We start from the raw sequence: 25,298 nt of genomic DNA on the forward strand, positions 1-25,298 counted from the left end.
CAATCCACTTTAAAGTTGTAACAACAGACATTGCTAAATAAGCGAGTTAGGTCATGTTCTAACCACCCTTGTCTTAACTTTTTTACCTCTGCCCATTTTTTCTCAATAGGATTTAGGTCAGGGCTATAAGGTGGCAACCACAACACTCGGTGACCATGACGATTCAATAGCTTTCTGATTCGCCTTGCTTTATGGAAGCTGGCATTGTCCATCACGATGACACATTTGCGGTTTAGTTTTGGAATTAAAGTCTCTTTAAACCAGTTATAGACGACCTTCCAGTTAACATTATGTTGAAAGGAATCGACGGCAAACAGGGTCTTAAGATATAGAGCACCAATCACATTGATTTTATTCTTTTGCTGCCAGTTATATTTGTCAATGCAAGGTAGGCCTTGGGGAGAATAACCAAAGGCTCTGAGCACTTCTCTTTCAAAGCCACTCTCATCCATGTAGATAATGGGATAGCCTTGACGTTTGTAACGCTCAAGTTTTAGCTGGTACTCCAACCGTTTAAGCCAGCTAGCTTTAGGATGTTGAAGACTTTTTTTTGCGAGTATAACCAAGTCGCTTCATAGCGACTTCTATACCCGATTTACTACAGCCAAGACGAGCAGCTCTTTCATAATAGTAAGCATCAGGATAATCAGTAATATCCTGCTTAAGGGCTTCATTGGCTATTTTACGTGGTGATCTGTTAGCTGGCTTAATACTGATGTCTTTTTTCCAATTGGTTATCGTTGTTGGGCTGATGTCGTAGAGCTTTGCTGCCGTGCGGATGCTCATACCTTGGTCAATAGATTTTAAGATTTTTTTACGAAGGATGATTGGGTAAGTCATAGTCTTTAATTGGTTGTCTATGGTTTAGAGCAATCGTAACATTTATTAGGTGGATTGACTATATCTAATGCTTTCTCAGTATCGTTTGTTTTTTCTAAAGCTCTACCTATATTAAGTTGAGCCTGTAGATAAACTTCTAAATTATCTGAACGCTCTATTTTAGCCCATGCGGACATGGCTTTAACTAAATCATTGTTTTTTGCTGAAACAACTCCAGTATTAAGTTTTGCTCTAGCATATGAAGAAGCATCATTCTCTCTCTTAACATTACTCCATGCGTTCAAAGCGTCTTTAGTTCTCTCTATTTTATTCAAGCAAAACCCAATATTAAATTGAGCTCTAGCATACATTACAGGATCATCACTTTTCTTAATACTCATCCATGTCGATATAGCATCTGTAAGCATTCCCTTGTCTAGGAAAGCTAATGCTATATTAAACTGTGCTTTTGCAAAAGCTTCTCCACCATCCTTCTCACGCGTCACCTTCTGCAACTCTTCGATCTCTTTCCGAGTTTCTTCGTCCAGACTTTCCATGTCATCAATATTCATACCTTACTCCCCAACCAACGCCAAAAACTCTTCCTCACCCACGATTTTCACGCCCAATTTTTCTGCTTTGGTCAGTTTAGAGCCAGCCTTATCTCCTGCTAGTAGCGCAGTCGTTTTTGCTGAGATGCTGCCTGAGACTTTTGCACCAAGTGCTTGCAGTTTGGCCTTGGCCTCATCACGTGCCATTTTTTCAAGCGCACCCGTAATCACCCACGTCTGCCCATCAAGTGGCAAGTCTCCAGCAGCTTTTTGCTCGACCTTATCCCAATAGACACCTGCTTCAAGCAACGAATTAATCACTTCGATATTATGCGGCGCACGGAAAAACTCGTAAGCAAGCTCGGCAGTGATAGTACCAACGTCAGGGGTTTTAATTAGAGTTTCGATACTGGCTGCCATTAGGCTATCGAGATCCTTAAATTGCTGAGCAAAGTTTTGCGCCGTGCCCTCACCCACACCGCGGATGCCAAGTGCATAAATAAAGCGAGCCAATGTCGTGTGCTTACTGGCTTCGATAGCGCTGATGATATTCTGTACCGATTTTTCACCCAATTTTTCTAGCGTGACGAGCTCGTCCGTATGATTGTGCAATTGATAGATATCTGCAACCGTCTTAACCAAACCATGCTCAAAGAAGCTAATGAGCCAACTCGCGCCAAGCCCATCAATATCCATGGCACGACGTGAGACAAAATGAATCAGCGCTTCTTGTTGCTGCGCGGGACAAAATAGGCCGCCAGTACAGCGTGCCAATGCTTCATCTTCAGGCAGCACCACAGGAGAGTCGCAGACAGGACAGGTAGACGGTAGCGTCACTGGTGTTGAGTCTGCTGAGCGCTGGTCATGCCAAACGCGAGTAACTTTTGGGATAACATCACCAGCACGATGGACGCTGACCATATCACCTGCACGCACATCTAAACGCTGAATCTCACCGAAGTTATGTAAGGTGACATTGCTGACGGTAACACCGCCGACTTTGACAGGTTCAAGCTTACCCACTGGTGTGATTTGTCCGGTACGTCCGACTTGCCATTCGATATCGTTTAGACGCGTCATGACCGTTTCGGCAGGGAATTTATAAGCAGTCGCCCAGCGCGGCTCACGTGATAGAAACCCAAGTTGCTGCTGCAATGATAGGTTATTTACTTTAATCACCATGCCATCGATTTCAAACGGCAAACTGGCACGGCTCTCAATCACAGACTCATAGTAAGTCTGTGCCGCGCGTGGATTTGCGACCACTTCTACCGCACTGACGGTAAAGCCAATGGTTTTTAGCCAAGCCAAGCCTGCTGACTGCGTTTCGATGGTCTCAGGCAATCCCTGATTGATAGAGTAAGCATAGAACGCGAGTGGGCGACTGGCAGCCACACTGGGATCGAGCTGACGCAAACTACCCGCAGCGGCGTTACGTGGATTGGCAAAGGTTTTATTTTCACTCTCTTCTGCTAAGCGGTTGAGACGATCAAAACCTGCCTTTGGCATCAGTACTTCACCGCGCACTTCTAACAACTCGATGTCAGCAGCATCCGCGAGCCAAAGTGGCAAGTTGCGAATGGTCTTGGTATTTTGAGTAATATCCTCGCCCGTTTGCCCATCACCGCGCGTGACCGCTTGTACAAACTTGCCATGCTCATATTTTAGCGATACGGCCAATCCATCGAGCTTTAGCTCCATCTCATACTCAGGATTTTTTTGTGCATCATTTAGACGGTCGTTGACGCGGCGCATAAACGTATGCAATTCGTCATAGTCAAAGACGTTGCCCAGTGACAGCATGGGGATATCATGGGTCACTTGGGTAAAGGCAGATAACGGCATATCACCGACTTGATTGATGGGACTGTCCGGCTGTATAAGCTCTGGATGTGACTCTTCTAACGCAACCAAGGAGCGACGTAACTGATCGTATTCACTGTCTTCTAAGATAGGATTGTCGAGTACATAATAAACATAGTTGTGTGTTTTGATGGCGTCGATAAGTGTGCGCATCTGGGCAACGATTTGCGCAGTAGCATTTTGCGTGGTTTTAGTTTGAGCAGCGGTCGGTAAGATAGAGTCAGTCATAGTCGGTGTCTTTTTTTTGTCATTCAAGATGCCAATATGATAACAAGTTTGTGAGAGACTCGGTATAGTCAATCCCATATAAATCAGATACTGTGTCAGGCTCGCTCAGTCTACTAGGTGTAGTACTTTCACTCACCTTCCTTGTATCTAAATTATAGTCAAATCCATATAAATCCGCTACATCGTCATCCTCACTAACCATACTAATGTATAGCTTGCACTCGGTTTCCTTGTATCGAAAATATTTGGAATCAACTATATCTTGAACCGACTCTAGGGCGTGTCTTCAATTCACCCGATAGTCATCTAAATGGGCTAAAAATGGCTAAATCTTGCCAAACATCGTCAAATAGCTGGTTAATATCCCGATATTATCTGCGCTATTTTTCTTGTTTGACGGCAATTTATCTCATTTTTATCACCATTTTTGAAATGAAGACACGCCCTAGAATTTTGCAGAAATGAAAGCGCATTAAAAAAGGCAAATAACGTCAATCGCTATTTGCCTTTTTTAAATTTATGACCACGTTTATATATTGCTTTGCTTAGCCTTTCAACTATTAGACTTTAAGCTCTTAACCCTCATAATCACGAACTTGGTTACGTAGCTGCTGCTTGTATTCAGGCGTGATTGGTTGGTTTTCTTCATCGAGCATAATGGCATCTAAATCACTGGCCATCATGTAGGCAATGCTCATCATACTATCAAAGCTGCGCACAGTTTGTGGATGCGGCAATGATAAAAATACGACGATACCGTTATAAGCGTTGGTCGCGACACTGTGTGGATCAAATGGCGCGATACCGCTATCGGTGATGCCCATCATGCTAAACCACAGTATCCCTGTGCCGTCTTTTTGCTCATAGCGATGGAACATATTCATCGCACCATAGCGTAGACCGTATTTATCAATCAATGTTAGCAAGTCACGACCACGGATAATTGCCGCTGGACGATCGCGATATTGATGCGGCAAGATGGTGATATTGATGTTGTCTTTGGCATTGATCAATGGGCCGTTTTGCGCGTCATCACCTGACTCTGATAAATGCTGATCAAGTATCGGGCTATTGTCATCGAAGCTTGGCTCTTCTGCGGTATCGATGGTTGGCATCAGGCTATCAGTTGCCGACATCAGGCTTGAAAACGCATCAGGCTCTTGCTCGATATGCATCTGATCAGCGACTTCTACAAACTCAGCGCTATCGGCACGACGTTGCTCTTCTTGCCAGCGTGCATAGTCGGCTTCATCGATGACGTTATGGTCGTCATTTACATCAATGCTTATGTCATCATGTCCAGCCATTCGTGATGCATCGATATTGGTATGCGCTTGCATCGAAGTCTCTTCTTCGACGACAGCATCTAGATAACTGCGATCAGGGCCAATGCTTGTCTCGCCAGCGACCGTATCATCAAAATCTGGCTGATCGACGAGGTTGCGCTCGTGACGCGGTATGATGGGAATACCATTTTTATCATAGTTGACCGCAACAGCTTCAGCACCACCACGGCGCTTGAAGCTGCGAATGACCATAAACAGCCCTGCAAGCACGATAAACGCGGCAATGGCAATCAATATAAACTGAATAACGGTCATGATAAATACATCCTAGTATATATAACAAAAGGGAATACACAAACGAGCATAAATGGCAATATTCTAGCATGGCTGACCCATGTCGTCACCACATTGTGTACTTTATAACCAGTATGCTTGACTGAGGTCAAGCTTATTTGCATTTATGCCAACTGATTGATTATATTTGCATCGCGCTGATTCTCATAGCACTTTTAATGTCGGCTATTTCACGCTTAGCTCTCTACATAACGCACGGCTTCATCTAGCGACACACTGACTAACGTAGAAATACCTGCGCTTGGCATGGTGATGCCTTTTAGCTCATCCGCAATTTGCATCGTCAGTTTATTATGACTGATAAAGATAAACTGCAAGTCATCTGCCAGCTCATGAATCAAACTGGTAAAGCGTTCGACGTTGGCATCATCAAGCGGTGCATCGACTTCATCGAGTACACAGAATGGTGCAGGATGCTGCTTAAATATCGCAAAAATCAAACTCAGCGCGGTAAGGGTTTTTTCACCACCTGACAGTACCGCTAGACGACTGTTGCGTTTGCCCTTCGGCTGCGCCATTAAGGTAAGCCCTGCCCGCCATTGCTCTGACTTTGGCGTATTGGCTGGCATTTCCTCAGTATTCAGTGTCAGGCTGGCTTGCCCACCGCCAAAGACCTTGGCAAATAAATTGGCCAGCTCATTATTGACCGCATCGAGCGTCTGCATAAATAGCGTCTTGGTCGTCTCGTCAATAGAGGCAATCGCTTCGGTCAACGTCTGCATACTGGCTGCTATATCTGCTGTCTGCTGCGCGAGTGGATCTAGGCGTTCGTTCACTTCGGCCAGCTCTGCGACCGCTGCCAAATTCACTGGCCCAATCTTACTTAACTGCTGGGTCAACTTGGCTCGTTCGGACTCAAGCTCAGCGATTTTGTCTGGGCGCACCCGGCGATCATGAGCGATGAAATCTGCCAATAAGTTTGAGACACTCATGCCTTGTTGAGGCTGTTCTGCTTGCGATTTGTATTTATGGCTCACCTGATAGTAGGCATCTAGGGCATGCTGCGTATGCGCACTGGCATCCTCTAAACGCGCCGCGCTCAGTGCCAGCTCAGTGGTGTGATTGGCAAGCTCGCGTTGCTGCGTTTGCAACGTATGTTGCAACATATCAAAGGCCGTCTGCTGCTGAGCATACGCCTGTTTGAGTGCCATCAACGCAGTATCGCGCTCGGTCAACAAAACCTGCTGCTCATCACGCGTGGTCTGTGCAGCCTGCAATGCGGCTTCTAGCTCTGGCAGTTTAGTTTGCTGCTGCTCATGACGCGTCTGTAGATGTTGCTCACTCTCTAACGACTTGTCATGTTGCTCAGTCGCACGTACCAGACTGCTCACACTATGCTCTAAACGCATCTCATACTGCTGAATACGCAGCTGCAATGCTTGCCAAGCGTCATCATCGGCTTGACGGGCGCGGTTTAGCTCACTGCGCTCCGTTTGTAATTGCTGATTTGTCGCTCGTGCTTCTGTTATTTGCGGCGTCAGCGCTGCATTCTCTTGTTCGATATACTGCTGTTCTTGCTCAAGCGTCTGTTGCTCTTGTTCTAATTCTTGTTGCTCTTGCTCAAGTGACGTTCTCTCAGCATTTAGACGTTGGCTATCTGCTTGCAAGCGCTCAGCATTGGCGCGCTGGGTCGTCAGTTGCTGTTGGTGTTGATGTTTGTCACGGGTTAATTGCTCAGCTTGCGCGCGCGTTTCTTCTAAGCTAACCATCAACGCATCATAGTCGCGCTGGTCTTTTGCAATGGATTTTTGCTGATCTTGTATTTTGGTTTCACACTCATCAAGCAAGTTTTCTAACGCTTGCAAACGCGTACGCTGTTGCAGGCGCTGCGTGAGGAATTGGCTATTGCTATCGTTTTGACCGTCCTGTGCGCCAGCAAATTTGCTCAGATTCATCGTCCCTTGACGACTGATAAGCCAACCGTCTGTGGTTAACAAAATGGCTGACGATGGCAATGCTTTTAAGACCTCGGCAAACGAGTCGAGCGTCTGTTGGTGAGTCGTTTCATATTGACCGATATATAAATAACACTGCTGCCAAAGCGCTAATGTAGGCTGTTTAATCAATTGCGATACTGGCAACACTTTGTCAGTTAAGCTATTTGGCAAATCGCTGATAAATGTACTTTCACTAATATCGCTTTGCTCAGCAGACAGCCATAAGCTATGGCCCGCCTCTACTAGGGTTTTATCTTTTGCACTGGCAGGTGTGTTTTGTGCCGTTTGATAAGTCAGTAAATCTGCAACGTGATGCTCAAGCGCTTGCCATAAGCTATCGGCTTTTTGAGAAACGTCATTAGCATTATCAATGCGTGGCGGGTTGGTTTGAGTCGCCACCAGCACATGGCTGTCTAGCCACAACGCCAAGACACTATCGAGTAGCGGCGCATGCGCTTGCCCTTTGGCACTCAGCTCAATCTGCTCACGTAGCGTCGCAATGGCTAACGGCTGATGATGTATACCACTGCTATCTGTGTTATCTGTCGCGGTAGAGTCAGTTTTTGCTGATTGCGGCTGTTGTGTAGGTTGGGGATGCAATATCTGATGCAGGGTGTCGTATTCACTGGCCAATACTGCATGACGCTTTTCATAGTCACTGAGCTCACGCTGCTGTGTGCTCAGCTTTTGCTGCAAGCTATGCGCTTGCGGTTGTAGCTCGGACAATCGTTCATCCACACCCTCACGTTGACGCTCAACCTGCTGCAACTGTGTGTTTAGATCAGCGACTTGCTGCTCTAGCGTCTGAGTCAGATATTTTACATCATCCATTTTACTCAGATCAGCACTGTCAGATGGTGATAGTGACTGCTGTAATTGCTGCCACAGGTTTTGCCAATTTTGCTGGCGGCGTTGCCATTTATCATGGCTGTGCTGATGGCGCTTTTGTGCTTGAGCGTTGATGGCTTGCTGCTGCTCAAGCGAACGTGCCTTATCTTGCAAGCGTGACAGTTGGTTTTGCGCGTCATGCCATGCGCGCTGCAACGGCTGCTCATTGCGCTTATAGTTGTCGCGCTTATTTGTCAGCTCAATGAGCTGTGGACGTAACGATTCTAGCGCTTGATTCTGCTCCGCTTGCTCCGCTTTTAGGCGTTCGATATCAGCGAGTGATTGCTCACGCTGCTGCGTTAAGCCAGACAATTGCTGCTCAATAGCCATCAGCTGCGACTTGGCATCGCTCAGCTTATGTTCCGCTTGTTGATAGCCGAGCTGCTGCTGATAATGAGCACTTTGGGCATCATCTTTGAGCCATTGCTCTTGGTTGATACGGACAGTGAGCTTGTCCTGCTGAGCTTTTAGCGTGTCGTAGTCAGCCTGTAGCCGTGACACTTCAGTAGCACTGCGTTCATGCGCTATTTTTTGCTGTTGATGGGTTTGCTTGGCTTGATAGAGCTGCTGGATGGCAAGCTGCTGCTCGATATCAGCACGCGTTAAGGCCAATTCTTCGTAACGCTGCGCACTGGCGGCCTGCTTAGACAGTGATTTTTGTTGACGCAGTAATTCGCTTTGCATATCGTGCAGACGGGCTAGATTGTCTTTTGTCTTCTCTAACTTCTTTTGCGTTTCTTCACGGCGCGCCTGATAGCGTGAGACGCCTGCTGCCTCTTCGATAAACTCACGCAGCTGCACGGGGCTGGACTCAACAATCCGCCCAATCATTCCTTGCTCAATCACCGCATAACTGCGCGCGCCCAATCCTGTGCCTAAGAACACGTCGACCACATCACGGCGGCGACAACGCGTGCCATTGATGAAGTAATCCGAACGCCCCTCTTTATTGACCTGACGGCGAACGGACAGCTCTTGGTATAAGTTAAACTCGTGGCGAATACCAGTCTGCTCATCTTGCGTATGCTCAAATGTCAGCTCCACACTGGCAACGCTTTTGGCCGTTTTGTCCTGCGTACCAGCAAAGATGACATCACTCATCGCTCCACCACGCAGCTGCTTGGCGGAGGTCTCGCCCAGCACCCAGCGGATGGCATCAATCACATTGGATTTGCCACAGCCGTTCGGCCCGACGATGGCGGTAATGCCATGGCGGAAGGTAAAAGTTGTTGGATTGGCAAAGGATTTAAAGCCTGCCAGCTTTAGAGATTTTAGACGCATGAATAGTCAGTAGATATGGTGAAAACAGGCGGCTATTCTACCTGAAATAGTGCTTAGTTTTTAGCATTTATAACTTCCTATTTATAAATATCAGGCACAATGTTAGCAATCAGCAACGCCATACCCAAGGGTCTAGGGCATGTCCTTACCTTCAAAATGAGGACATACCCTACCTGATGCCCCTTAGCTGCTCAGTTTATTTTCGCCAGCGATGACTTTTAGTGTTTTTCCTACTTCGCTACTATAAGTCTGTTTGAGTATATCACTGACAAACACCCACTCTGACTGACAAGACTCAGGTGTGACCGTGACCGCCATATAGCCACGTTGATTAGCATTCATATATTGCAAATCAGTCACCAGCCCTGTCAATACAGCTTGCAAGGTTGATGGCGGAATATCAGGGACGTACTCTTCAAAGCCTGGTGAGCTGACAGAGCTGGTCGCAAACTCCACACCGACTGACACCCCCTCTTCATTGGTCAGATTACTTGCCCATGCATTATGCGTATCGCCTGCGAGTACCACCAAATTTTTATTTAAGCTGCTGACTGCCTTTAACAGTCTCTCACGCGATGCACCATAACCATCCCAAGCATCGAGATTATAAGGCAGATAAGGCTGCGCTAAAACACTTTGTTCTTCAACGGTCAACATGCCTGGATTGGTCTGTGCTTTATTTACTAAGCCCAGATAATCAGTAATACTTAACCCAAGATTTGGATTACTCAGATTTAGAATGACTGGCGCGGGTATCAGCATCCGAGCCATCAATATTTGCTGACCGAACACTTGCCATTTGGCGGTTGATTGTTGCAACTGACTGACCAGCCAATTGTTCTGCCTCAGCCCCAATAGTTGTCTTTCAGGGTCATTGGTGGCTAATGTAAATGCCTCTGTATCAATATATGGGGATCCATTACTATCTACTTTAGTAAAATTGGTATAATTGAGCTGCTCATCACGCCCAATGACTCGAGTGTCTAGCATATATAAGCTCAACAACTCCCCAAAATCAAAGCGGCGATAAATTTCACTTTGTACCTCATTGCGTATTGGCATCCACTCATGATACGCGGTCACAGCAGCCAGTTTTCGATTATCCCAACCTCCTTCAGTGGCAGATTGATGGTTTTCGGCACCGTCACTATAGGTATCATTTGCCAGCTCATGATCATCCCAAACCGCAATCATAGGCAGCGCGGCGTGCAATGCTTGCAGGTCTAAATCGGTTCTATATTGAGCATAACGCGCGCGATACTCATTGATATTGACGATTTCTTTACTTGGCATGACTTCACGGCCAATGGACGAGGCATTTGCTGAAGCATACGCGGGTACTGTATTGCCTTGAGCATCGGTATTGGTACGACCATATTCGTAAATATAATCCCCCAAATGTACGAAAACATCCAAATCATTACGTTTGGCAGCATCAGCATACACATGAAAAAAACCTGCGGGATAATTGGCACAACTAAAAACCGCCATTTTTACTTGATTGACGTTGCCAACAGGTAAAGTTTTCGTTTTGCCCACACGGCTAGACTGATCACCCACCATAAACTGGTAATAGTAAACGGTATTGGGCGTTAGCGAATCGACATCGACCTTAACGGTATAGTCTTTTATGGCGTTCGTCGTTACCTCACCTTGTACAATCACATCGCTCATTTGCTCATCACGAGCCACAATCCACTGCACAGCAAATGTATGAGAGCCGGTATTTTGCGGTGTGACTCGCGTCCACAATACCACTCGATCAGATAACGGGTCGCCACTGGCAACACCGTGATCAAAACCAATGGTTTTATCTGTGTCTATACGATCGTCATCATCGTCAGAGTCACAGCCTACCAAGCCCAAACTGGTCGCACCTACCGCCGTCATGCCTATCGTGGTTCCAAACCCTTGGATGAAACGACGTCTATTAAAGCCTGAGGTATTTTGGGTATCGTTATTGGGTCGTTGCTTGGATAAATGGGTATCAAGAGCAGGTTTTGAGAGAGGCGAATTGCTCGGTTTTTTTACGCCATCCACAAAGACATTATGGATAATTTCTTTTTTTGTATTTTCATTGATAGCGCCTGCTTGGCTGATACTCGTTTTTGCGGTGTTGTCATCTTGCTTGCTCATGGTCAGTGCTTCCCTATATATAACGTCATTTATCACCGTCAATAATTATCTTTATTTAGGGTCTGTTGTGAATTTTTCTGACTTCTCTAAATAAAGATAAACAAAATTCTATGATGAGTATATCGCTATAAATACAGCGCTTCCTACCATTAAAGGCGACCGTCAGGTTAGATTTTTATTTTTTTATTCATCAAACCTTCACTAGAACGTGCCTCATTTTGACAATGGTGATAAAAATGAGATAGACAGCCGCCAAGCAAGGAAAGTCGTACAAATAATATCGAGATATTAGCAAGCTACTTGACGCAGTTTGGCAAAATTTGGCCATTTTTAGCCCATTTACCGTTTAGGGTTCAGATCGAGGACATGCCCTAAACTACAGTACCCCAATTCCACTTAATAATAACTGTCCACCAGCAAACACTAACAACACGCCAAACGCACGTTTAAGCATCAGCGCAGGCAATACATGGGCGAGCTTGGCACCGACTTTTGCCATCGCAAAGCTAGCCACTGAAATGCATAAAAATCCCGTGATATGGACAAATCCTATCGTGCCCTCAGGCAGATTGACCACATCTTGACCGAACCATGCAAACCCTGCCGCGCCAGCCAATGCAATCGGTAGACCGCAAGCCGCTGACGTACCGACCGATTGTTTCATCGGGAGGCCCGCCCAATTTAAAAACGGTACGGTCAAACTACCACCACCAATACCGAAGATGGAGGATGCCATACCAATGCCTGTACCCGCACCGAACTGGATACCAGCAGAGGGTAATGGCTTCCCCAACTGCTCTTTATTAGAGAAAAACAGCATTTTTATCGCGACTAAAAGCGCACCGATACCGATAATGGCTTGTAGTATCTTGCCGTCAATCATATCCGCAACACCCGCGCCCACCAGACTACCGACGACCAGACCCAATGCCATTTTTCGCCACACTTCCCAGCGTACACCGCCGCGCTTATTATGAGCAGTGAGCGAGCTAATCGAGGTCACAACGATGGTCGCCAGTGACGTACCAATGGCCAAATGTGTCACCACTTCTGGCGAAAAATCATATGCGGTAAAGATCCATACCAATGCGGGTACGATAATCATGCCGCCACCAACGCCAAACAATCCAGCACTCACGCCAGCAAACGCCCCTGCAATCACAAACCACACATATAGCATCATCGAATTAGCCTTTTATCTTGCTTGTATTTTAAACGGTATTTTTATCTTACTGATTTGCCTGTTTATGCACTTAGTGGCATGTTCTTAATTGCATTTGCCAAATCACACCCCAATCTTTATGCTGTCTGTTCGCGAAAACCGTCCAGTATATCAAAGATTATCCCAGCGACATTACTCAAGTAGAATAAACTTATGCCGATACTTAATCAATCATCTCACTCTGCGCCTGAGTCATTAACACTTGAGCATTTACCTGAGCTGAATCATCGCCATCTTACCAGTAGCGCGTCTACGAATAGCGAGCTAATAGCGGATGTACAGAATGGCACATTGAATGCGACCGAGATGCACCTGCTAACGGCTGAAACCCAAAGCGCTGGTCGCGGACAACACGGACGCTCATGGCAATCACCGCGTGGCAATGTCTACCTGTCTCTCTATCATCCTGTTCACATACCGGTTAGTGGCTTACTCTCATTAATTATCGGTGTAGAGCTGGCAAAAATGCCTGTCATCCAAATGCTAAATGAGCAATTACAAATGCAAGGACTGACGCCAATCGGCGTGAAGTGGGCAAATGATTTGGGCTTTTACCAAGGTCAAAGCCAAAATCAGCCTGCCTTAGATAGCGCTGATGTGCATAATACGGAATTAAACCAGCAGACACTGCCGTTTAATAAGCTTGCTGGGATTTTGATTGAACCCGTATCGCAAGCAGGCAAACTGGTTGGTTTGGTGATAGGTGTGGGTCTCAATGTCCAAGCCACACCAAAGCTAACTGCGCAAACCTCTGAAGGCATGAGTTATCAAGCCATTAGCTTACAAGATATTGCTAAGACGCTACAGCCAAAAGCGCAGGCTACCAGTCTACCGAGCTTACGTGTGCTTTATCAGCAAATGAGTAAAGCGCTAATGGCTGCGATGACGCGCTTTGAGCACTTAAGTATAGAAAAACCAACGGGACATCGTTATTATCTGGACAGCTTTTTGAAGCAGTTTGACTCAATGGATGCACTGAGCGAACTGCGATTACGTGTGACCCAAGAGCATAACGGTCAAACAAATATACTCACAGGCCACGCTTGTGGTATCGATACACATGGATGTTTGCAATTGCGTCAAGATAACGGTAAGATTTCTGCACTTTTCACCGGACGCATTGACGTTATTCAAACGACTTAATCGTTTAATCAACGAGCACTAAAGTGCAGTAGCTATCAGGATAGGATGTTGATAATTGCTTCACTGTATATAAAGGGAATTTTATGCTCTGGCTTGATCTTGGAAATACCCGTCTGAAATACTGGCTCACCGATGATATCGGTCAAATAGTCACACATGATGCCAAACAACATTTGCAGGCACCAGCCGAATTACTGATGGGTCTGACGGATCGCTTTGAACGTTTTGCCCCTGACTTTATTGGCATCTCGTCCGTACTAGGTGACGAGCTGAATGCCAAGGTATCAGAGACCTTAAGCCGTCTTAATATTCCGTTTGAATTTGTCCACGTCGATGCCGCTCACCCGCTAATGAAGAGTCAATATAATGATGAGCAGCTCGGCTGTGATCGTTGGCTACAAATGCTAGGCGCAGTCGATAAGAAAAAGCGTCAATGTGTGATTGGTTGCGGTACAGCAGTGACCATTGATTTGATCGATCACGCTGAGCATTTGGGCGGTTATATTTTCCCCAGTATCTACCTGCAACGTGAGTCATTGTTTTCTGGTACCAAGCAAATCACCATCTCTAACGGGACTTTCGATAGTGTCGGTCAAGGTGTGACCACACAAGATGCGGTACATCGCGGCATCTTATTATCAATCGTCGGTGCCATCAATGAGATTAGCCATCGTCACCCCAACTTTGAAGTCATCATGACGGGTGGTGATGCAGCCATTATTTCGCAGCACGTCAACCGTCCGGTACGTCTGCGTGATGACTTATTGTTGAATGGTCTAGCACGATATTTTGATCATAGTAAATAATTGACGTGTGTTGTCGTATTTTATAAAGTTAGAATAGAAAAAGCAGTACGTCTTAGGCGTACTGCTTTTTTTTGGTTTAAAAACACCTAATTTTTCTGTTATCACCTATTGTGCTATAAATATAATAGGTACATCAACTTTTCCACGAATTGCTTTTCCTTCAAACACAAATGGCCTCATCCGACCACTTCTTATCTGACGAGCAGCGCTTCGATCAAAACATCTATTACCACTGCTTTCTTTAACACTTATTCTGCTAATCTTACCTTGTCTATCGACTAATAATTCCAACAAAATCTTAAGTTTTTGTCCACGGACCACTTTAATAGGCTCACCCGTCTCCTTATCTAAACAGTGAAGATGCTTTCTAGTAAAATTAAAACTAGGCGTCTTCAACCAACTTGCATCACGACTAGCAAACTTAATAACAGGTTCAGGACTAGATAAGTCAACCAGCTCTGCTTGTGCAGGCGTTATACTCGCTGTTATCGTAAACAATGCAAACAAAGTGGTTAACAGACTATAAGTACTGATAGATTTTATATTGCTGAGAAAATGAGAAGCTGTCTTGTTGGAAGCTATGTGATTAAAAGCTAACTTGGTATGTAATTTATGGGTCATGATAAAAGTCTTTTATTTCAGTCATTAAAAAGTGCCACGCTATGAGACATATAACGTAGCACATTTTTAGATTTTAAAATAAAATTATTCGATAAAAGTTAACTTTTAAACAATTTTTATGCTTTATTTGGTCTCGTTAAATAGCTCACGACCGACCAGCATACGGCGGATTTCACTGGTACCTGCACCAATCTCATATAACTTAGCATCACGCCAGTAGCGACCAAGTGGATACTCGTTGGTATAGCCATTGCCACCAAATATCTGAATACCCTCACCTGCCATCCAGGTGGCTTTTTCGGCACACCATAGAATCACACTGGCGCAGTCTTTACGTACTTCTCGACTATGACCGGCACCGCGAGCGTCCAACATATCGAGGTTTTTACCCACGGTGTACAAGAAACTACGACCTGCTTGCAATATTGTATACATGTCTGCGATTTTACCCTGAATCAGCTGGAACTCACCGATCGCTTGACCAAACTGCTTGCGATCATGGATATAAGGCACGACATTGTCCATCACTGCTTGCATGATACCGATAGGACCTGCGGCCAATACGGCACGCTCATAATCTAGGCCACTCATCAATACCTTAACGCCTTCATTGAGACCACCTAAGATATTTTCACTTGGTACGGTCACATTGTTAAAGGTCATCTCGCCCGTATGACTACCACGCATGCCAAGCTTATCAAGCTTTTGCGCTGTGCCAAAACCTTCCATACCTTTTTCAACGATAAAGGCCGTCATGCCCTTGCCGCCTAGCTCCGGATTGGTCTTCGCGTAGACCACCATCACATCCGCATCTGGGCCATTGGTGATCCACATTTTAGTGCCATTCAACACATAGCTGCCGTCTTTCTCTTCGGCTCTTAGCTTCATGCTAACGACGTCTGAGCCAGCACCAGTCTCACTCATTGCCAGTGCACCGATGAACTCACCGCTGACCAGCTTTGGCAAATACTTTTGTTTTTGCGCTTCACTACCATTACGTTTGATTTGATTGATACATAGGTTTGAGTGCGCACCATAGCTCAGCGCCACCGATGCCGAAGCACGGCTAATCTCTTCCATCGCGACCATGTGTGCGACGTAGCCCATATTAGAGCCGCCGTACTCTTCAGGAACGGTAATACCATGCAGGCCGATGTCACCCATCTTCTGCCACAGATCCATTGGGAATTCATCGCTACTGTCAATCTCGGCAGCACGTGGAGCGATTTCATTGGTTGCAAACTGCTGTACCATATCGCGTAGGGCATCAATATCTTCGCCAAGCTGAAAATTCAATCCAGGTAAACTCATAACTATTCCTTGTGTTTTGATATTTTTAAATTTCGAATTTCAATCTGTTTTTTAAAACCACTGTAACTGTATTTATAATGTCATTTTTGAAGTCATAGTCAATTCAATGTGAAAGTATGACAAAGCAACCGAGTGTCGATGTATATTCAATACTTCAAGCGAGGTTAACACTTTCATACTTTTATAGTGGATTGACTATGCTGTTTAAGACTGACGTTTATTAATGGCGTTTATTAATGATGGCACGTGCCACATTTGAGCCATTTGGGCGCTTTAAGAACGCACTGATACGCTCGCCTGCCACGACCAATTTGTCCAAATCGATGCCCGTGCTGATACCCATACCATGCAGCATATACACCACATCTTCGGTCGCGACATTGCCTGTTGCGCCTTTGGCATAAGGACAGCCACCCAGTCCAGCCACTGAAGTATCAAATTCACTGACACCCATTTGTAGTGCAGCTAGCGTATTGCTTAGTGCTTGACCATAAGTGTCATGAAAATGCCCCGATAGCATAGAGATATCAGCATATTCTAATGCAGCTTGTAATGCTCGTTGCACTTTGAGCGGTGTACCAACTCCAATAGTATCGGCAATGCCAATTTGCTCAGCACCAATCTCTATCAAACGCTTGGTCACGTACGCTACTTGGCTTGGTTCAATGTCACCTTCATAAGGACAGCCAACCGTACAAGAAATCACGCCGCGTACTTTGATGCCTTGCGCTTTTGCCGCAGCAGCCACTGGCGCAAAACGCTCAATACTCTCATCAATACTGCAATTGATGTTTTTTTGGCTGAAGGTTTCGCTGGCTGAGCCGAAAATAACGATTTCATCAGGACGGTGCAAGATGGCATTTTCAAAACCGCGCATATTGGGCACTAGGACTGAGTAGCAAATATCTTTCTGCCGTGTAGGCGCTAGCGCATCAAGTAGCGCGCTATTATCGCCCATTTGTGGCACCCACTTTGGCGAGACAAAACTGGTCGCTTCCAGCTTTTTGACACCGGCCGCAATCAAATCATTGATAAGTGTTTGCTTAACCTCAGTCGGTACCGTCGTTGACTCGTTTTGCAAGCCATCGCGTGGACTGACATCAACGATGGTGACATGGCTTGGATACGAATGGTTTGGATATGCATTTTTCATACTTATCATCCTTGTTATTATTCGCCTTTTTATGAGGCTATGTCAGCTATTCGCTCTCAGTATTTTCACCAGCATCAATGCGTAATAATTCGTCACCATCAGCGACCAAATCACCTGCTGCAAATAGCAATTCTGCCACAACCCCATCCGTCGGCGCAGTAATGGTGTGCTCAATTTTCATGGCTTCGATGACTGCTAACGGCTCGCCTTTTTTCACAGTATCGCCAACCGCCACTTTAAAGGCCACTACTTGACCTGGCATCGGTGACTTTAAACTACCGACCGCTGCGGACTCTTCACCCACATGTGCCATAATATCAACAAGCGTAATCTCGTCACGGCCACTGTCTGTGAACACATAAACGGTCTCATTAAGTACCCAACTTTGCGCGCTAGTACGTGCACCATCTAACCATAACGTATGATTATTTTCGTCACTGCTAACATAGCTCACTTGACCTTCATAAACTGTTTCGGTCTGAGCAGCTACGTTAATATTGTCATTATCCTGCGTATTCGCCACTTCTTTTTCGATAACAAGCGTAAAGCTACTCGAATTATCAATGCCTTTTTTACTATCAGAACAACTTGCATTATGCCAGTTGCTCATGCGAGCAGTATAAGCACTCTCATCATAAACCAAGCTGAATGAGCGAGTGTAATCGTTATAAGCACGGAAGCCAGTAGGTTTGCTAAATGGATCGATATCTATCTCTTGCGTCGCCATCTCGCTTGCAAGCTGACGAGTAATGGCGGTCACAACCAGCGTCGATAAAGCTAAAGGCTGCTGGTTAAAAATCGCATCACGCTCGTGCTCAATCAGTGCAGTATCGAGATTGGCTTTGCTAAATGAATCGGTATTCAAAATATAGCGCAAAAATGCCGCATTATTCGGCAAACCGACGATACGTGTTTGGGCAAGTGCTCGATCGAGCTTGGCTAACGCTTGCTCTCGCGTTGGCGCATGAACGATGAGCTTGGCAATCATAGAGTCATAGAACGGGCTAATCACATCACCTTCGCGCACGCCATCATCGATACGCACGCCAGTACCGTTTTTATCAATCATAAAAGTACTGTGTTCAGGTTTTTGATACGTAAACAACGTACCTGTCGCTGGCAAGAAGCTATTGTCAGGGTTTTCGGCACAGATACGCGCCTCAATAGCATGACCGTTGATAGTTAGGTCGGCTTGGGTTTTTGGTAATGGTTGACCTGCCGCGACTAAGAGCTGCCATTCGACCAAATCAACACCGGTAATCGCTTCACTGACTGGATGCTCAACCTGCAACCGCGTATTCATTTCCATGAAATAAAAATTCATAGAGTCTTCACGCTGCTCAACGATGAACTCGACCGTGCCTGCGCCGACATAATCCACTGCACGAGCCGCTTCGATGGCAGCCGTTCCCATCGCTTCACGCATCGCAATATCAACACCCGGTGCGGGCGCTTCTTCTAATACTTTTTGGTGACGGCGCTGTACGGAACAATCACGCTCAAACAAATGCACATAATTGCCATGCGTGTCACCAAATACTTGGATTTCGATATGACGTGGTTTCAGCGCGTATTTCTCAACCAACACTTTGTCATCACCAAAACTGGTAATAGCTTCACGGCGACATGAGTCTAATAAATCCACAAAGTCGCGGCTTTGCTCCACGATACGCATGCCTTTACCGCCGCCACCTGCACTGGCTTTAATCAAGACAGGATAGCCAATACTATCGGCTTGCTGCTGCAAAAATTCTGCATCTTGATTGTCACCATGATAGCCCGGTATTAATGGCACGCCAGCTGTTTCCATCAAACGTTTGGATTCAGATTTGCCACCCATGGCGCGGATAGCATCAGCCGATGGACCGATAAAGACTAAGCCAGCATCCTGACAAGCTTGCGCAAAGTCAGCGTTTTCACTTAAAAACCCATAACCCGGATGAATCGCTTGTACGCCAGTTTCAAGCGCTATCGCAATAATGGCAGCACCTTTTAGATAACTGTCTTTCGGCGCCGAACCACCCAAATAGATAGCCTCATCACAGACAGCCACATGCTTGGCTTCACGATCCGCATCAGAATAAACAGCGACGGTGCTGACACCCAGACGCTTGGCAGTCGCGGCTACTCGGCAGGCAATTTCACCACGGTTGGCAATTAGAATTTTAGAAAACATGACTGTCCTTATCGTTTAATCTATAACTTGCAAAATTGTAGAAAGTTAATGATGACGTTATTATTTTTTTAACTCTCTAGATATCATTTGGAATACTTAAGTTTTAAGCTTTGCTAGAAAAATTTTTAGTATTTAGGATGAAAATTGCAATATGGCTTTAAAGTCAGGTAACGTATCGAAGTTATTAGACTCTGTATCAATGCTATGCCAACTAGACTTTGAATTTAAGCATAAATTAGCAACGACTTCTACAGCAACCAAATTCCTATCAAACTCTAATAAGCCCACGGGTATCCAGTAGTATTTATCTGCAAATGAATTGGGGACAGGGCATCCACAGTTGGTGCAAAAGTGCGAGCTAAATCCTGTATTTTTTTGCCAATTTTTTATAGTATCGTGCTTTAACCATTTAAAATGGCTTGCTTCGATAATAGTTGCTGAATTAGAACTTGAACCTGACTGTTTCTTGCATAATGAACAATGACACTGATAAATCTTAAAAGGGTCAGTTCGTATCTCGCTAAAAAACTGAATATCACCACACAAACATTCTCCTAACATTATATTGTTACCTTTTTGGACATCGCTTAATTATTAAAAAGCTTATGATTATCTAAACGGCTTTTTCTTGTTGTAAAAACTGCTAGTATTAATTTAATATGGCTTATAACGCGTTTTGGCATACTACAGCAACCAATCAGGTTTACGCTTTTGCAAAAAGGCTTGCACGCCCTCTTTTCCTTGCTCTGATGAGCGGATATCAGCGATGCCTTTTACCGTATCGGCAATCAGCTCATCTGTAATAGGCGCACCCGCGACATCGTGCAATAGCTGTTTGCAGATTTTAACTGCATCAGGGCTGTTCTTAACTACTTTATTACAGAACGCAGCCACTTCATCAGCCAGCCATTCTTCGCTAACCCGCTCATGGATAAAGCCAAGCTGACGTGCTTTTTTGGCATCAAATACTTCAGCACTTAAGAAGTAACGCTGTGATGCTCTGGCGCCTAGCGCTCGTATGACATAAGGGCTAATCGTTGCAGGGGCTAACCCTAAACGCACTTCGCTGAGGCAGAAGTTAGCAATTTTGACAGCGATGGCCACATCACAGACAGCCACTAATCCCATGCCACCGGCATAAACATCGCCTTGAATAGCCGCAACTGTTGGCTTAGGACATTCATAAATAGTCTTAAGCATCTGTGCCAATTTGTCCGCGTCTGCTAGGTTTTCCTCATAGCTATAATCTGCCATGGCACGCATCCAATTCAAATCAGCACCTGCACAGAATGCCTTGCCAGCAGCCGCTAGTACAATGACACGTACGTCATCATCAGCGCCAAGCGTATTAAATGCATCGGTTAGCTCAGCAATCATTTCATCGTTAAAGGCATTACGTATTTCAGGACGATTTAATGTCACCGTAGCCACGTGTTGTTCCACCTTAACCAGTAGGCTTTTATAATTTTCAGATTTTTTATCACTGTCTTTTTTCATAATTTTCTCTATATTTTTTATGTATGTATCTTTCTTTCTATAGATACTTAATCAAACTTTCAGTTAATCCATAATAATACAAGGAGACCAAGTGCAAAGACCAAGCGCAGATGTACAAATCGTATTTCCTAAAAGCTTGCCGCAGCAATACTTTATTATGAACAAAAACTTATTATGGGAAGACTTTAGAACACTTACATTCTAAAAACACCAAAGGTTGTCTCTTCGATCGGCGCGTTATAGGCAGCGCTCAACCCTAATGCCAATACATGTCGCGTATCAGCAGGATCAATCACGCCGTCATCCCATAGACGTGCGGTGGCATAATATGGGTGGCCTTGCTTTTCATACATATCAAGAATTGGGGCTTTAAATGCCGCCTCGTCCTCATCGCTCCACGCCTCGCCTTTGCGGTCAAAATTGTCACGCTTGACCGTTGCCAATACTGATGCTGCTTGCTCGCCACCCATCACCGAGATACGTGCATTTGGCCACATCCATAAGAAGCGCGGGCTATAAGCACGGCCACACATGCCATAGTTGCCAGCACCGAATGAGCCACCGACGATGACTGTAAATTTTGGCACTTTTGCATTGGCGACTGCCATGACCATTTTGGCACCATGACGGGCAATACCTTCGTTTTCATATTTGCGACCAACCATAAAGCCAGTGATGTTTTGGAGGAATACCAAGGGGATTTTGCGCTTGCAACATAGCTCAATAAAGTGCGTGCCTTTTTGCGCTGATTCACTGAACAAGATACCGTTGTTGGCGATGATACCGACTGGCATCCCTTCGATATGAGCGAAGCCACAGACTAGCGTCGTGCCAAAGCGTGATTTGAATTCATCAAAAGCACTGTCATCGACGATACGAGCAATGATTTCTTTGATATCAAATGGCTTACGCTTATCGGTTGGAATGATGCCATATATTTCTTTGGCATCATAGCGTGGTGGACGTGGTTTGATTTGATTGGGTACTTGCTTCGCAGGACGATTTAGATGACTAACGATATTTCGCGCAATCGACAACGCATGGGTATCGCTTTGTGCTAAGTGATCGACGACCCCTGACAGACGGGTATGCACATCGCCGCCGCCCAAGTCTTCGGCTGTGACCTCTTCACCTGTCGCCGCTTTTACCAATGGCGGACCGCCCAAAAAGATAGTACCTTGATCTTTGACGATAATCGACTCGTCACTCATCGCTGGTACATAAGCCCCGCCAGCCGTACAGCTGCCCATGACCACGGCAATCTGTGGAATACCTGCCGCACTCATATTGGCCTGATTAAAGAAGATGCGACCAAAGTGCTCTTTGTCAGGAAACACGTCATCTTGGTTGGGTAAATTAGCCCCACCTGAATCAACCAAATAGACACAAGGCAAGTTGTTTTCTTGCGCGATTTCTTGCGCGCGTAGATGTTTTTTGACCGTCATTGGATAGTAAGTACCACCCTTTACCGTGGCATCATTACAAACAATCATACACTCGGTGCCATTAATACGACCGATACCCGCAATCACGCCCGCCGCTGGAATCTCTTCACCATACATATCGTGCGCTGCCATCGGTGCCACTTCTAAAAATGGCGTACCCACATCGAGCAAACGCTCAACACGCTCACGAGGCAAGAGTTTGCCACGGGCTAAATGCTTAGCACGGGCACGCTCTGAACCGCCTTGCACGACTTTACGCAAGTGACCATATAAGTCATCGACCACCGCTTGCATTGCGGCACTGTTTTGCTGAAAATCGCTTGAGTTTGGACTCAGTTTACTGGTTATGATAGCGCTCATGACATCCCTTTTCTTTAATGCGTAAATGCGAGTGGCTTTTTTATTTTATGCTTTATTTCAGCTTTTACTCATATATCTTATTCATAAAATAACAGATTAGAATGGTTAAATTTCTACAAACCCAGCTCTTCTTTCATTTGTTCAATGATTTTATATTTCTGAATTTTTCCAGTGATGGTCATCGGATATTCAGTGACAAAGCGATAATAAGTCGGCACCTTATAATGGGCAATATGCTCGCTACAGAACTCGCGAACCTCTTCTTCCGTTAAGCTATCTGCTTCTTTAGGGATAATCCAAGCCGCGAGCACTTCGCCATACTTTTTATCAGGAATACCGACGATTTGCACATCACGAATCTTTGGATGACGATAGAGATAGTTTTCGATTTCGACCGGATAGATATTCTCTCCGCCGCGAATCACCATGTCTTTACTACGACCAACGATTTTGACATAACCGTCCTCATCCATCGTAGCCAAATCGCCCGTATGCATCCAACCGTCTTGGATGGCCGCGCGGGTTTTAAAGCGACTGCCCCAATAGCCTTTCATCACTGAATAACCGCGTGTCAATAACTCACCCGTTTCGCCCAAGGCAACAGTCTCACCCGTTTCCGTATTGACGACTTTAACCTCAAGCGCAGGCTGTACTAGGCCAACAGTCGATACTTGCTTATCAAGCGGCGTATGTTCATTGGTCTGGCAAGATACTGGACTGGTCTCTGTCATACCATACGCAATGGTGACCTCACTCATGTGCATCTCGTCGATGACGCGGCGCATGACCTCAATCGGACAACTAGAGCCTGCCATGATGCCAGTACGCAAAGTCGATAAATCAAAGTTTTTAAACTCCGGATGGTCAAGCTCAGCGATAAACATCGTTGGTACACCGTGCAGACCTGTACATTTTTCTTCTTCGACTGCTTGCAATACAGTCAATGGCTCAAAGCCATCGTTCGGATAAACGATACAGCCGCCATGCGTTAGAATTGCTAGGTTGCCAAGCACCATACCAAAGCAATGATAGAGTGGCACTGGAATGCACAGCTTATCTTCTTCGGTAAGGTTCATAGCCTCACCGATGAAGTAACCGTTGTTAAGAATATTACGATGGCTTAAGGTTGCCCCTTTTGGCGTACCAGTCGTGCCACTGGTGAACTGGACATTGATAGCATCCGTGTTCTTGAGCTGGGCTTGGCGCTCTGCAACACGGGGATCGTTGGCATCGCCTTCTGCCATCCATGCAGAAAATTTCTGCATAAAGCCAAAGGTTTCTTCACTGTCAGGCTCATCAATCCAAATGATACGCTCAATCGTCGGAATCTCGACCAAATCAAGCTGAGTATAGTCTTTATGATAAATTTCAGGACACAGTTCACTGATGAGACTGGCGTAATCACTGGTTTTGAAATGGCGCATCAATACCAATGCTGAGCAGCCCAATTTATTCAAGGCATATTGCAGCTCAAAGGTACGATAGGCAGGATTGATATTCACGAGGATAACGCCGACTTTTGCTGTAGCCAATTGCATGAGCAACCACTCAGCATTGTTGTGTGACCATATACCGATACGATCGCCAATCTCTAGTCCCATCTCAATCATACTACTGGCTAGCTGATTCACTTGCTGCTGTAGCTCACGATATGTCCAGCGGATATTTTGATGGCGGACGACCAGTGCCTCGCGCTCAGGATATTTGGAAACAATAGCATCAAAAAAGTCACCGATTGTCGCTTCAATCAGCGGTACATCAGGACCTTGGTCATAGCTTTGAGTAAGTGGTGCATTGGCTGAGCGTGCGCCCATATTGATACTAGGAATATTGTTTAAAATAGTGTCGAAGTCAACGCGAGTCGAATCGAAATCAGGAGTTTGAGTCATAACGAGTCCTTTCGTTTTACTTTTTATAGTATTTATAAATAGCACTTATTAATAGCCTGCGTGCAAACCTTCTTCCTTGGGCAGGTCTTACATAGCATTCAGATACTATAACGCCATCAATGAAAGCCTGTCAACAATATCAATACACTATGTATCATTTAATTAGACTGTCTGCCTTTCTACTTAGTAAAAGGTAACATAGAATCATGGCAAATATTTGACACAAAAAAGCCAGCCACATCATAAGGAATGGGCTGGCTCAATCATCAATACTGTCTTTTGACTGAATTGTCTTGAAAGGAATCTAATAAAGGACGTTACTTATAAATGAT

18 protein-coding genes are annotated in these 25,298 nt (G+C 45.4%); 2 read left to right on the top strand and 16 right to left on the bottom strand.

The genetic code is table 11. From position 1 onward, the window contains the following. The 8 genes from QL982_RS00475 to QL982_RS00510 form a co-directional block, all read right to left on the bottom strand. A partial coding sequence (locus QL982_RS00475; protein WP_290166168.1) for an IS630 family transposase occupies positions 1 to 509 on the bottom strand: 509 nt, incomplete at its 3' end. 19 nt (positions 510 to 528) lie between these two features. Next, positions 529 to 786 carry an IS630 transposase-related protein gene (locus QL982_RS00480; protein WP_356644532.1) on the bottom strand — a complete coding sequence of 86 codons (258 nt, stop codon included), beginning with the start codon at positions 784 to 786 and terminating at the stop codon, positions 529 to 531. A 71-nt stretch (positions 787 to 857) separates the two neighbouring features. Then, positions 858 to 1,391 (bottom strand): hypothetical protein, encoded by a 534-nt coding sequence (locus QL982_RS00485; RefSeq protein ID WP_290161909.1) that lies wholly within the window; start codon positions 1,389 to 1,391, stop codon positions 858 to 860. Between the two features lie 3 nt (positions 1,392 to 1,394). Further along, positions 1,395 to 3,461 carry an NAD-dependent DNA ligase LigA gene (gene ligA / locus QL982_RS00490; RefSeq protein WP_290161911.1) on the bottom strand — a complete coding sequence of 689 codons (2,067 nt, stop codon included), beginning with the start codon at positions 3,459 to 3,461 and terminating at the stop codon, positions 1,395 to 1,397. 575 nt (positions 3,462 to 4,036) lie between these two features. Continuing rightward, positions 4,037 to 5,062, bottom strand: a complete 1,026-nt coding sequence (locus QL982_RS00495; protein WP_290161913.1) for a cell division protein ZipA C-terminal FtsZ-binding domain-containing protein — start codon at positions 5,060 to 5,062, stop codon at positions 4,037 to 4,039. Between the two features lie 215 nt (positions 5,063 to 5,277). Beyond that, a complete protein-coding gene (locus QL982_RS00500; RefSeq protein ID WP_290161915.1) occupies positions 5,278 to 9,207 on the bottom strand; it encodes an AAA family ATPase in 3,930 nt (1,309 codons plus the stop codon). A gap of 183 nt (positions 9,208 to 9,390) precedes the next feature. After that, positions 9,391 to 11,343, bottom strand: a complete 1,953-nt coding sequence (locus tag QL982_RS00505; protein WP_290161917.1) for an alkaline phosphatase D family protein — start codon at positions 11,341 to 11,343, stop codon at positions 9,391 to 9,393. Between the two features lie 376 nt (positions 11,344 to 11,719). Then, a complete protein-coding gene (locus QL982_RS00510; RefSeq protein WP_290161996.1) occupies positions 11,720 to 12,523 on the bottom strand; it encodes a sulfite exporter TauE/SafE family protein in 804 nt (267 codons plus the stop codon). A gap of 195 nt (positions 12,524 to 12,718) precedes the next feature. Between QL982_RS00510 and QL982_RS00515 the strand changes: the two genes are divergently transcribed. Next, positions 12,719 to 13,708 (top strand): biotin--[acetyl-CoA-carboxylase] ligase, encoded by a 990-nt coding sequence (locus QL982_RS00515; RefSeq protein ID WP_290161919.1) that lies wholly within the window; start codon positions 12,719 to 12,721, stop codon positions 13,706 to 13,708. A gap of 83 nt (positions 13,709 to 13,791) precedes the next feature. Continuing rightward, positions 13,792 to 14,514 (top strand): pantothenate kinase, encoded by a 723-nt coding sequence (locus tag QL982_RS00520; protein ID WP_290161921.1) that lies wholly within the window; start codon positions 13,792 to 13,794, stop codon positions 14,512 to 14,514. 105 nt (positions 14,515 to 14,619) lie between these two features. On the opposite strand, the gene QL982_RS00525 is transcribed toward QL982_RS00520, so the two are convergent. From QL982_RS00525 to QL982_RS00560, 8 genes are all read right to left on the bottom strand, one after another. Further along, entirely contained in the window at positions 14,620 to 15,135 is a 516-nt protein-coding gene (locus QL982_RS00525) for an energy transducer TonB (RefSeq protein WP_290161923.1), read from the bottom strand. Between the two features lie 123 nt (positions 15,136 to 15,258). Then, positions 15,259 to 16,446: an isovaleryl-CoA dehydrogenase gene (locus QL982_RS00530; RefSeq protein ID WP_290161925.1), complete on the bottom strand. Its 1,188-nt coding sequence runs from the start codon at positions 16,444 to 16,446 to the stop codon at positions 15,259 to 15,261. 220 nt (positions 16,447 to 16,666) lie between these two features. Next, the gene (locus tag QL982_RS00535) at positions 16,667 to 17,599 is read right to left on the bottom strand and encodes a hydroxymethylglutaryl-CoA lyase (protein ID WP_290161927.1); all 933 of its coding nucleotides are present in this window, start codon (positions 17,597 to 17,599) and stop codon (positions 16,667 to 16,669) included. 46 nt (positions 17,600 to 17,645) lie between these two features. After that, the gene (locus QL982_RS00540) at positions 17,646 to 19,775 is read right to left on the bottom strand and encodes an acetyl/propionyl/methylcrotonyl-CoA carboxylase subunit alpha (RefSeq protein ID WP_290161929.1); all 2,130 of its coding nucleotides are present in this window, start codon (positions 19,773 to 19,775) and stop codon (positions 17,646 to 17,648) included. 132 nt (positions 19,776 to 19,907) lie between these two features. Beyond that, positions 19,908 to 20,336 (bottom strand): GFA family protein, encoded by a 429-nt coding sequence (locus tag QL982_RS00545; protein ID WP_290161931.1) that lies wholly within the window; start codon positions 20,334 to 20,336, stop codon positions 19,908 to 19,910. A gap of 123 nt (positions 20,337 to 20,459) precedes the next feature. Then, positions 20,460 to 21,272: an enoyl-CoA hydratase/isomerase family protein gene (locus tag QL982_RS00550; protein WP_290161933.1), complete on the bottom strand. Its 813-nt coding sequence runs from the start codon at positions 21,270 to 21,272 to the stop codon at positions 20,460 to 20,462. A 194-nt stretch (positions 21,273 to 21,466) separates the two neighbouring features. Further along, positions 21,467 to 23,077 carry a carboxyl transferase domain-containing protein gene (locus tag QL982_RS00555; protein ID WP_290161935.1) on the bottom strand — a complete coding sequence of 537 codons (1,611 nt, stop codon included), beginning with the start codon at positions 23,075 to 23,077 and terminating at the stop codon, positions 21,467 to 21,469. A gap of 113 nt (positions 23,078 to 23,190) precedes the next feature. Continuing rightward, positions 23,191 to 24,966: an AMP-binding protein gene (locus QL982_RS00560; protein WP_290161937.1), complete on the bottom strand. Its 1,776-nt coding sequence runs from the start codon at positions 24,964 to 24,966 to the stop codon at positions 23,191 to 23,193. Between the last annotated feature and the right edge of the window lie 332 nt (positions 24,967 to 25,298).

The sequence above is a fragment of the Psychrobacter sp. 5A.1 genome (genome assembly GCF_030407455.1).
Classification (GTDB): domain Bacteria; phylum Pseudomonadota; class Gammaproteobacteria; order Pseudomonadales; family Moraxellaceae; genus Psychrobacter.